This is a genomic window from Frankia sp. CoWAU3, assembly GCF_977971855.1.
Window position 1 is genome coordinate 7,556 of the sequence record NZ_CDWWXB010000144.1, and the last position, 2,272, is coordinate 9,827.

The following is a 2,272-nucleotide window of genomic DNA, read 5'->3' on the forward strand; positions in this document are numbered from 1 at the left end:
ACTCTGCCCGCGCGGGCGCCGCTCGTCGTCATGATCCACGGCGGTTTCGGTGGCGCGGAGCAGGCCGAGAACTCCTACGGCTGGGACGCCGAGGCCGACCGCGGCCATTTTCTCGTCGCCTATCCCGAAGGGCAGAACCATGCCTGGTCCGTCGGCGGCGGTTGTTGCGGAAAGCCCGGTGCGACCGACGTGGATGATGTCGCCTTCATCACTGGCATGGTCGCCGCCATCCAAGCCGCCGTACCGGTCGACACCGCTCGTATCTACGCCACCGGAATCTCCAACGGCGGCATGATGGACTACCGGTTGGCCTGCGACACCAGCATTTTCGCCGCGATCGGACCCGATTCGGCGACCCTGCTCGGCACCTGCCCCGCACCGCGGCCAATCTCCGTCATCGCCATTCACGGCACCGCAGACCACACCGTACGCTACTACGGCGGCGAGGGTGACGGGATCGCAAAAATCAACGGACCGGCCGTCCCGTTCGTGAACGCGATGTAGCGTACCGCCGATCATTGTGCCACCCCGGCCACAACCACTACGGAAAGCGCCACCACCTTTATCGTCACCTGCCCGCAGGGACGGGCCGTGGAACTGGTCACCATTGCCGGCGCGGGCCACCAGTGGCCCGGCGGTGCCCGCCACCCGACGGCCGAGCGAATCCTGCATCTCGACCCGCCGTCAACCGCCCTGAATGCCACCGCGACCATCTGGGCCTTCTTCACCCATCAGGCAAGGTGAACCGCACGCCGGCGGGACTTTCGTTCTCCTCGTCCGCGGCGCTGCTGTGGCGGGCCGGCCCTGACCCGGCTGAATCTGCCCGTCGTGAGGGACCCGCACCGAGGCGGCCGTCGCCCGGGCGACGGCTCGACGTGCGCTGACCCGGGCGCCGGTCGCCTGACCGGCCGCGTGGCCCGCCCCACCGGGAGCAGATGATCCTCGCCGTCATACACTGCCCTGCGCGATCAGCAGGTGGCGTGTACCGGTGCGGAAGGGTCCATGTGAACGTCCTGGAAGCGGTGTTTCTCGGCGCGGTCGAGGGGCTGACGGAATTTCTGCCGGTGTCCAGCACCGGACACCTGACAATTTTGGAGAAGCTGCTCGGCCACGACATCGACGACCCGGACATCACCGCTTTCACCGCGATCATCCAGGTCGGTGCGGTTCGCCACCCTGCTTTACTTCCGGCATGATTTCCAGCGCCTTCTGGCGGCGTGGGGCCGCGGTGTGCGCGATCCCGCCTGGCGGGAGCATCCGGATTACCGGTTCGGCTGGGCCGTCATTCTCGGATCGATTCCCATCGGTCTGGTCCGGGTGGCCTTCAAGGATCAGATCGAGACCACGCTACGCAGCCTGTGGTTCGTCGGCGGTGCGCTGATCCTCTGGAGCGGGGTGATGGGGTACGCGGACCACGTAGGTACCCAGAAACGTCACGAGGAGGACGTGACGTGGAAGGACACCCTGGTGATCGGCATCGTGCAGTGCATGGCGCTGATCCCGGGTATCTCGCGATCCGGGGCGACCATGTCGGCGGGGTTGCTGCGTGGCCTGGACCGGGTGGCGGTGACCCGGCTGTCCTTCTTCCTGTCCATCCCGGCCCTGATGGCGGCCGCGGCGTTGCAGGTCCTCACGAAGTCCGACGACATCGCCGACGGGGTGGGCTGGCCGGCGACGATCATCGCGACCGTGGTCAGCTTTGCCGTCGCCTACGTCGCGATCGCCTGGCTGTTGAAGTTCATTGCCAGACACAGCTACGGCGTCTTCATCGGTTACCGGCTGGCGCTCGGTGCCACCGTGCTCTTCCTCGTGGCCACTGGGATCGTCTCGGCGACCTGAGCCGGCGACCATCTTCGTCCGGCTCCCGCGGGGCGGCTCGACCACGTAAGTTTCAATCCACCGTCTTGCGGGTTCGTGGTTGTCCCCACGGGATGGGGAGACCGCCGGCCGCGCGGCCACGGAGGAAGGACTGTGATGCGGGATCTGCGTTCGCTGCCCAAGGGCCATCTGCATCTGCATTTCGAGCTGGGGATGCGGCCGTCGACGCTGGCCGACCTGGCCGCCGCCGCGGGCGTTCCGACTCCCCGCACCACGGGGTTTACCGAGTTCGGGGGCTTCAGCGAAGTGATCGCCGGCATCCTGCCGGTCTTCCGCCGGCCCGAGGACTTCGAACGCCTCGTCGACGAAATGATCATCGATGCCGCGGATGAGGGCGTCACCTACCTCGAACCCAGCTTCTGGCCGTACGTTCATCTAGCGGGAGTTTCCTAGA

The 2,272-nt window shown here is 66.9% G+C and carries 3 protein-coding genes and 1 pseudogene; all 4 read left to right on the top strand.

Annotation, left to right across the window (positions count from 1 at the left end):
- Positions 1 to 504 (top strand): CE1 family esterase (locus AC08ON_RS12920; protein WP_476617056.1); only part of this gene is annotated, 504 nt, incomplete at its 5' end.
- 87 nt (positions 505 to 591) lie between these two features.
- Positions 592 to 744: a hypothetical protein gene (locus AC08ON_RS12925; protein ID WP_476607979.1), complete on the top strand. Its 153-nt coding sequence runs from the start codon at positions 592 to 594 to the stop codon at positions 742 to 744.
- A 260-nt stretch (positions 745 to 1,004) separates the two neighbouring features.
- Positions 1,005 to 1,839 (top strand): annotated as a pseudogene (locus AC08ON_RS12930) (undecaprenyl-diphosphate phosphatase).
- 135 nt (positions 1,840 to 1,974) lie between these two features.
- Positions 1,975 to 2,271, top strand: coding sequence for a hypothetical protein (locus tag AC08ON_RS12935; RefSeq protein ID WP_476607980.1), 297 nt, complete (start codon positions 1,975 to 1,977; stop codon positions 2,269 to 2,271).
- Position 2,272 lies beyond the last annotated feature (1 nt).

Coding starts and splice junctions, on each gene's coding strand:
- AC08ON_RS12935 (WP_476607980.1), top strand. CDS start 1,975: ATGCGGGATCTGCGTTCGCTGCCCAAGGGCCATCTGCATCTGCATTTC.